Consider the following 8,568-nt stretch of genomic DNA (forward strand, 5'->3'; position numbering starts at 1 on the left):
AAGCATGGTTAAAGGAAGAACATAAATGAACGCAATCACGAGAGTCATGGTCATTGAAGATGATATTGCGATTGCAGAGCTTCACCATCGTTATTTAGAACAGATGGGAGGCTTTGATGTGGTCGGAATTGCGACCACACAGTCCGAAGCGTTGATGCAGTTAGATATCTTAAAGCCTGATTTGGTTTTATTGGATGTGTATCTGCCGGACGGATGCGGACTTGATATTTTGAACCACGTTCGTGGCAGTAATCAGGGCTGTGATGTGATTCTGATTACCGCAGCTCGAGACGTCGACACCCTTCAGCAAGCGATGCGTGGTGGAGTCGTCGACTATTTACTGAAACCTGTGATGTTTCCTCGTTTGGAAGCGGCACTGAAAAAGTACCAATCGCAACAACAAGAATTTGAAAGTGTGTCTGACTTAAACCAAGGCTTGGTCGACAAGATGCTACAAGCCAATGCCAAGGCGGATTCTCGAAAGGTTTCTACGTTACCTAAAGGGATCGATGGTGTAACGCTTGATAAAATTAGAGCCATTTTTCAGCAAGCCGACATCGCTGATATTACCGCGGATGAGGCAGGCGAACGCATTGGAGCAAGCCGAACGACAGCTCGACGCTATTTGGAATTCCTTATCACGACTGGCGAGTTAGTGGCTGACTTAAATTACGGGTCAGTAGGTCGCCCAGAACGCTGCTACAATAAAGCTAGAAGATAGATTTAGCGACAACAAGTCACAAAGATAAACGCGATGCTATCAAATAAATATAAAGCCAGTTGAGTAAGCTGGTTTTGGTTTTTTCTCCCTTTCTTATTGCTCACTCCACCGACCAGATACCGTTCTTTCTTGACTACAATGTTTGAGAATGCCGATTTGCTTCTTCTTCCGGATAGAACAGCTGAGTTATCGATTATAATTTGTTCGAAATCAGTCAATATTTAATCGATTGCTTTCACAGTGGTTGATGTAAATCAAATACTCATAGACAATACTGTCCCGAATAGAGGTGATAGCTTTCACCCTCGTTTACCAAACGCATTCTCAAGTGTAATAGGCACTCGCTATTGATGTAATAGCCAAGACCTATTATCTATTTTCGTATGTCGCTGATACCTTTGGCGAATACTAAAAACCTTGTTTTTATAGGAAAGATGATGGTAATACCTGAAAACAGCAGCATCGTTATTTTTGGTGCGTCGGGAGATCTAACTTACCGCAAGTTAATTCCTGCTTTGTACCACCTGTATGCTAGCAATCAACTTCCAGAATCCTTTGCGATTCTTGGAGTGAGCCGTACTGAGTACAGCGACGAGTCTTACCGTGAGAAGCTGAAGAAGTCTCTTCAGGAAATGGAAAAAACTGAGCCAGAGACGCTGAATGCATTTATTGAACATCTGCATTATCAAGCGATCAACACTTCAGATGTAGACGATTACGCTCGTCTAGCACAACGTCTGGATAAGCTTGAGCAAGACTACCAATTCGAAAACCATAACACATTGTTCTACTTGGCAACCCCGCCAAGCCTTTACGGTGTGATTCCAGCAAACCTTGCTGCGCATGGCCTGAACGATGAGAAGAACGGCTGGCGTCGTCTGATTATTGAGAAGCCATTTGGTTACGATCTAGCATCAGCTCAAGCGCTGGATGAAGAGATCCATCATCACTTCCAAGAACACCAGATCTACCGTATCGACCATTACCTTGGTAAAGAAACGGTACAAAACCTTCTAGTGCTTCGTTTCTCAAACGCGATGTTTGAACCACTGTGGAACCGTAACTTTATTGAATACGTTGAAATTACAGGTGCTGAGTTCCTTGGCGTTGAAGAACGTGGCGGATACTACGATGGTTCTGGCGCAGTTCGTGACATGTTCCAAAACCACCTGCTACAAGTGCTAGCAATGGTGGGTATGGAGCCACCTGCTCAAATCAATGCAGATTCTATTCGTGATGAAGTGGTTAAAGTACTTCAGTGTCTGAAACCATTAGAAGAAGATGATTTGCGTAAAGACTTAGTATTAGGTCAGTACACAGCATCAGATGTTCGTGGTCAGCACTTACTAGGTTACCGTGAAGAGCATGGTGTAGCGGATGATTCTCGTACTGAAACGTACATTGGTCTTAAAGCACACATCAATAACTGGCGCTGGAATGGTGTTCCTTTCTACGTACGTACGGGTAAACGCTTACCGACACGTGTGACTGAAATTGTGATTCACTTTAAGAACACGCCACACCCAGTGTTTGGTCAAGATGCACCAGAGAACAAACTGATTATCCGTATCCAACCGGATGAAGGTATTCAGATGAGCTTTGGTTTGAAAGAGCCGGGTGCAGGCTTTAAAGCAAAAGAAGTGAAAATGAACTTCTCTTACTCTGACTTGCCTGAGACTCAGATGCTAACGGCTTATGAGCGTCTTCTTCTTGATGCACTGAACGGTGATGCGACTCTGTTTGCACGTACCGATGCTGTAGAAGCATGTTGGAAGTACGTTCAACCGATCTTAGATTTCAAGCAAGACCCTCAAGCACTGTTTGGCTATGCTTGTGGTACTTGGGGCCCACAAGAAGCCGATGAGCTTCTGCAGCGTGATGGCCGCGCATGGCGTTTCCCATGCAAAAACTTAACAGACACGGATTACTGCGAACTATGATCAATCACAAGATCTTTGCAACGCCTGAATTAGTCGTTGAAAACCTAGCAAACGAAATGAAAGCTTACAGCGAGCAGGGCAAGCCTGTTCACATTTCATTGTCGGGTGGCAGCACGCCAAAAATGCTTTTCAAGCTTTTAGCTCAAGCGCCATACGCAGAAGGCATTCAATGGAATAACCTTCATTTCTGGTGGGGTGACGAACGTTGCGTGGCACCAGACGATGCAGAAAGCAACTACGGCGAAGCAAACGCATTGCTGTTTACACAAGTAAACCTTCCTGCTGAAAACATCCACCGCATCCGTGGTGAAGATGAGCCAAAAGCAGAAGCAGAGCGTTTCGCGAAAGAAATGGCAGACGTGATTCCAACAGAAAACGGCACGCCTGTTTTCGATTGGATCCTGCTAGGTGTTGGCGCAGACGGCCACACAGCTTCACTATTCCCGGGTGCAACTGACTACCAAGATGAGAACCTATCTGTATTAGCTTCTCACCCAGAGTCGGGCCAGATCCGTGTTTCTAAAACAGCGAAAGTTTTAGAAGCAGCAAAACGAATCAGCTACCTAGTACTGGGTGCAGGTAAAGTTGAGATCGTTAAAGAAATTCATACAACTCCTGCTTCAGAACTGCCTTACCCGGCAGCGAAAATCCAGTCTAAAACTGGCGAAACAGAGTGGTTCCTAGATTCAAATGCAGCAAGTGCTATCGCATAAGTGCGAATAGCCGCAAGGAGATAAAATAATGAAAGGTGATATCGGTGTAATTGGCCTAGCAGTAATGGGCCAGAACCTTATCCTAAACATGAACGACCACGGCTTCAAAGTTGTGGCTCACAACCGTACTGCTGCGAAAGTAGACGAGTTCCTAGAAGGCCCAGCTAAAGGTACTAACATTGTTGGTGCTTACTCTCTAGAAGAGCTAGTTGAGAAGCTAGAAGCGCCACGTAAAGTAATGCTTATGGTTCGTGCTGGTGACGTTGTAGATACGTTCATCGACAAGCTTGTACCACTTCTAGACAAAGGCGACATCATCATTGATGGTGGTAACACTAACTTCCCAGACACTAACCGTCGTGTTGCTGTTCTTCGCGAGAAAGGCATCCACTTCATCGGTACGGGTGTTTCTGGTGGTGAAGAAGGCGCTCGTTTCGGTCCTTCTATCATGCCAGGCGGTTCTCCTGAAGCTTGGGAAGCGGTTAAGCCTATCTTCCAAGGTATCTCTGCGAAAACTGACGCGGGTGAGCCTTGTTGTGATTGGGTTGGTAACGACGGTGCTGGTCACTTCGTTAAGATGGTTCACAATGGCATCGAATACGGTGACATGCAGCTTATCACTGAAGCATACCAGTTCATGAAAGATGGTCTAGGTATGAACCACGACGAAATGCAGGCTGTATTTGCTGACTGGAACAAAACTGAGCTAGATAGCTACCTAGTAGAAATCACGGCTGACATCCTTGGCTACAAAGATGAAGACGGTGAAGCGCTAGTTGAGAAGATCCTAGACACTGCTGGCCAAAAGGGTACAGGCAAATGGACAGGTATCAACGCACTAGACATGGGTATCCCACTGACTCTAATCACTGAGTCTGTATTCTCTCGTTGCCTGTCTGCACTTAAAGACCAACGTGTTGAAGCTGAAAAACTGTTCGGTAAAACTGTTGCTCCAATCGAAGGCGACAAGCAAGAGTGGGTTGATGCAATCCGTCAGGCTCTACTTGCTTCTAAGATCATCTCTTACGCTCAAGGTTTCATGCTAATGCGTGAAGCGTCGAACGAAAACGGCTGGGATCTAAACTACGGTAACGTTGCACTTATGTGGCGTGGCGGTTGTATCATCCGTTCTGCATTCCTAGGCAACATTCGTGATGCTTACGAAGCGAACCCAGAGATCGCATTCCTAGGTTCAGATGCATACTTCAAAGGCATCCTAGACAACTGCATGAGCGCTTGGCGTAAAGTTGCAGCTAAGTCTATGGAATCAGGCATCCCAATGCCATGTATGACTTCTGCACTAACGTTCCTAGACGGCTACACTACAGCTCGTCTTCCAGCTAACCTTCTACAAGCTCAACGTGACTACTTCGGTGCTCACACTTATGAGCGTACTGACCGTCCACGTGGTGAATTCTTCCACACAAACTGGACTGGTACAGGCGGCGACACTGCTTCTACAACTTACGACGTATAATCGTTAGTTAGAATCAGTAAAGAACACGTTCGTTCTTTCAGCTGAGACTAGAAAACAAAAGGATGCCAATTGGCATCCTTTTTTGTTGGTTCGCGTTTTCTTTGGTCTAGACACCCAAGGCCTTACAGTTCAAAGCGTCACAGTTCAAGCTGTCATGACGTGCGGTTGAACATCGTCATTGTATTGTTCCCTAATTGCCATAAAGCCATCTAGGTTCTGTTTAAGAGCCACAACACACTCAGGGTCGAACATCGAACCCGAGTGAGCCTCAATGTAATCCATGACTTCATCGAGTGTCCACGCGTGCTTATAGGCTCTTTTGCTCATCAGCGCATCGAATACATCGGCTAATGTCACGATGCGTGCTTCGAGCGGTATTGCTGTGTTACTCAAAGCATCGGGCAACCCTGTGCCATCAAACCTTTCATGATGATGACGTACGATATTTTTAATGAATTGGATTTCCTCAGAACAAATAGCGCTATGGCATGATAGGGCAACCACATTGTTAATCATTTCTTCACCGTACAAGGTGTGGTTGTCCATGACGGCTCTTTCTTCTTCATTAAAGCGTGCGCTACTGAATAGCACTTTATCTGGAATTCGATATTTACCTATGTCGTGAAAGGGCGCATACAGCCGAATTCGGTGAATGAATTGGTGCGTTATTTCTTCCTTGCTGTGCGACAGAGTACGAGCAATGTGTTCACTGTATTTACCCATGCGAATGAGGTGTTCTTTAGTCTCTGGGTCTCGAGCATGACCCATGTTTAAAGCAATTGCTAAAGCGGATTGAAAGTGACGTTGGCGCTCAAACCATTGAACGAAAAGGCTAGAGATCACTTGAGTGAGATAAGCGATATCACACTGGATAGTTTGGTTAGCAAAGAACCCCGTGGATGAAGCATTGATAAACACAAACCCAAGATTACTTTCTTGATGATGAATAGGTGTTGTGTAACTGCTTTGATGACCGATATCGAGCAGGTGAGATATTTGTTTGGTTGGGCTAATGGTGGTGAGGTCGTGGATGATTCGAGTATCTAAAGACTCAGCCATTCTAGATAAAGCTGATTCTGGCTTAAGTTCTTGTTCGATGTAGCGATGCTCGGCTTCTTGGCACAGAGTATCCGAAACAAAATAATTCGATGCTCTATTTTCATTGCACAGCACGACCGAAAGCCGAGACAGAATGGGGTAATGTTCGCGAGCTAGCCGAAAGAGATCATCAACGATAGCGATAATGTCTTTATCTTGGGCGGCTACTCTGCTGATTTGGGAGTAGTCAAACATGGTCAAAGCCAACCTTTATTTATAGTTATATCATTGTTTAATATCATTATTAGTAGGTTTCTATACCACTTCTAACATAGCACCTCGCTGTTAATTAGCAACACTGCGTTCTAATAAGTTTAAATTCCATTGGTAAAATAGGGATATTTCATTCTTCTATCATGGTTTTTGTTAACTTGAGCGAGTTTGGTGGATCTTTAAGAGAGACCCTTTTTAGGAGGGGCGGCTGTATTACACGCAACATCAGGATGGTAAGTGACCATTTTAAAATTAAATTGAAAGATAAATAGGATAACGAGCATGCTTTATGCCATCATAAAGGCATAGATAAGGGCAATGGATGATATGCCCAAATGATTGAGCTAGAAGCGGTCAGTGATGACGGTGTTCTAGAGTAAATTCAAGGCCTTTAGTTGCCTTGGAAAAGGTAATGTTATGACTGAAGAAGAAAGAATCGAACTGCAACAAAACAACCCACTGCATGGCTTAAAACTAGATACCATGATCAACGAATTAGTGGATCATTACGGTTGGGAAATTTTGGATGCAGCAATGCGCATGAACTGCTTTAACACTAAGCCGACAGTAGCAAGTGCCGTTAAATACTTGAAGAAAACAGAGTGGGCTCGTGAGAAAGTAGAGAATTTCTACCTTTACCGTTTCAAGCGCATGCCTAAAGCTTCAGATATCGAATACCAGATGCCTCCGCGTTCACGTACATTCCGTCACGGGTTAGAGCCTCGTGAGCCAATGGAATTAACAGTTGAATCGATTCTAGCATCACAAGCTAAAGCGGCGTCTGCATTTAAAGAGCGTCGTGGCGGCAACGGTCGTAACTTTCGTCGCTAGTTTTAACGTTTTTATGTAAAGGCGTAAGTTGAGCATCGTCAGATAGACAAAGCCTTGACTGCAAAATACAAAAGGAGCCTAAGTGCTCCTTTTTTAATGCGTGTCGCTTTAGTCGTTCGCCTTAAGCTTCGCGGTTCTTTCTTTGATTCTTCCAAAGGTCAACGCCATAGACAATGGCGCTGATCAGTAAGAATAGCGCTGACACAGAAAACAGAGCGGGCATTTTTAGAATCCACGCGAATGTGGCAGCAAGAAAAGCGACAAAGCAAATGAGTCGACTTGATGACATGACATGACCGAGTTTAATGTTCATAACGCCTCCTAATGAAGTCTCACTTTCGACAGGAGAATTATCCCACCTTTGGCAAAATAAAGGCTAAAAAACAGTCTAAATTGTTATCAAATTTGCTAATTGAAAGACTCGTCTCACATATTTTGACTTGGCTATTTTATAAGCAATAAAATAGAGGGATAGATATTGAGATGGTGAGTTTTTTCGCTCTCTCCTTCCTGTTTGAAGCCTAGAACTGCACTTGGTTTAGCTAACATAAAATCTAGTTTGCGTAGAACCTGGTTAGCATAAAAACTAATTTGTATAAAAAAAGTAAGCGGTGATCAAAAAGCTCGCGATGATCACTGTGGTGCGAACATATTGTTGTGGGATACGACGAGAAACTTTTGCTGAATAGTAACCACCGACCAATGTCCCAAACAAAACGGCCATGCCTGACGGCCAATCAATCGAACCATTCACAACAAAGAACACGATTGCCGCGAGTGATGCGCATGCCGATACCAACAATTTGATGCCATTCATCACGTTGATATTGGTATACCCTGCCAGTGCCAAGTAGCTCAATGTCACAATGCCTAAGCCTGCATTAAAATAACCACCATATACACACACGATCAAAAGTAATAAGGCTGAAAAGAACGCGCCTGCGCTGGTGGCGTGCTTATGTTTAGCGGTTACTTTCTTTAGCCATTTATTGAGTTTGCCACCAAAGGTAAAAAGTAGAGCGGCGAACAGTAATAACCAAGGGACGGATTGGGTAAATAGCGCTTCTGGCGTGTGCAGCAACAAGAACGCACCGATACCACCGCCTATGGTACATAGGGCTACGACCAATTTTAACTGCTTAGTGCCAGATTGGATTTCATGGCGCAGTGCGTAAGCACCACTGATGTAACCAGCGCATGAAGCAAAGGTGTTGGTCGCGTTGGCCGCAATCGGAGGGACGCCAGCGAATAACAAGGCGGGGAAGGTGATGAAGCTGCCTCCTCCTGCAATGGAATTCAACACGCCACCAATCACGCCTGACAAGAATAGAATCAACCAATCCATAGTTTTAGAATCCAATGCGTTAAATGACTGGTTACCTTACTTGATTTTGTTATTAATATCAGGGCAATGTGCAGTGAAGAGGTTGGTTTGTGAGTTTGCTACCATCTTGGAGCTGTGTTTATTGTCAAAGGGCTCATACGAAAAAAGGAGCCTGAGGCTCCCTTATTTCGTTTTGTGTACGCCCAGCATGGGCATGAACTAATGAGGTGAAAGTCCTCTGTAGGAAGATC

Annotated in this window: 8 protein-coding genes; 5 read left to right on the forward strand and 3 right to left on the reverse strand. The window is 44.6% G+C overall.

All coding sequences use genetic code 11. The features are described 5' to 3' along the window. Positions 1–25: 25 nt before the first annotated feature. The 4 genes from ED652_RS18210 to gnd all read left to right on the forward strand — a co-directional run bounded on the left by ED652_RS18210 (position 26) and on the right by gnd (position 4,851). Positions 26–721, forward strand: a complete 696-nt coding sequence (locus ED652_RS18210; RefSeq protein WP_009846579.1) for a response regulator — start codon at positions 26–28, stop codon at positions 719–721. A 437-nt stretch (positions 722–1,158) separates the two neighbouring features. Continuing rightward, a complete protein-coding gene (zwf, locus tag ED652_RS18215) occupies positions 1,159–2,661 on the forward strand; it encodes a glucose-6-phosphate dehydrogenase (RefSeq protein WP_029222938.1) in 1,503 nt (500 codons plus the stop codon). Beyond that, complete coding sequence (gene pgl / locus ED652_RS18220; protein ID WP_065104019.1) at positions 2,658–3,374, forward strand: 6-phosphogluconolactonase; 717 nt, start codon at positions 2,658–2,660, stop codon at positions 3,372–3,374. Before zwf ends, pgl begins: the two co-directional genes overlap by 4 nt. Before the next feature lie 28 nt (positions 3,375–3,402). After that, the gene (gnd, locus tag ED652_RS18225) at positions 3,403–4,851 is read left to right on the forward strand and encodes a decarboxylating NADP(+)-dependent phosphogluconate dehydrogenase (protein ID WP_122055717.1); all 1,449 of its coding nucleotides are present in this window, start codon (positions 3,403–3,405) and stop codon (positions 4,849–4,851) included. 144 nt (positions 4,852–4,995) lie between these two features. Here gnd and ED652_RS18230 read toward each other — a convergent pair whose 3' ends face one another. Next, positions 4,996–6,156, reverse strand: a complete 1,161-nt coding sequence (locus ED652_RS18230; RefSeq protein WP_122055718.1) for an HD-GYP domain-containing protein — start codon at positions 6,154–6,156, stop codon at positions 4,996–4,998. A 423-nt stretch (positions 6,157–6,579) separates the two neighbouring features. Between ED652_RS18230 and ED652_RS18235 the strand changes: the two genes are divergently transcribed. After that, on the forward strand, positions 6,580–6,993 hold the full coding sequence (locus tag ED652_RS18235; protein WP_065111249.1) for a VF530 family DNA-binding protein: 414 nt from the start codon (positions 6,580–6,582) through the stop codon (positions 6,991–6,993). 121 nt (positions 6,994–7,114) lie between these two features. Here the strand turns inward: ED652_RS18235 and ED652_RS18240 are convergent, their stop codons facing one another. Both ED652_RS18240 and ED652_RS18245 read right to left on the reverse strand, forming a co-directional pair. Next, positions 7,115–7,306 (reverse strand): hypothetical protein, encoded by a 192-nt coding sequence (locus ED652_RS18240; RefSeq protein WP_009846584.1) that lies wholly within the window; start codon positions 7,304–7,306, stop codon positions 7,115–7,117. A gap of 273 nt (positions 7,307–7,579) precedes the next feature. Next, the gene (locus tag ED652_RS18245; RefSeq protein ID WP_122055719.1) at positions 7,580–8,338 is read right to left on the reverse strand and encodes a sulfite exporter TauE/SafE family protein; all 759 of its coding nucleotides are present in this window, start codon (positions 8,336–8,338) and stop codon (positions 7,580–7,582) included. Between the last annotated feature and the right edge of the window lie 230 nt (positions 8,339–8,568).

This window comes from Vibrio sp. Evd11 (assembly GCF_900382755.1).
GTDB classification, from domain to species: Bacteria; Pseudomonadota; Gammaproteobacteria; order Enterobacterales; family Vibrionaceae; genus Vibrio; species Vibrio lentus.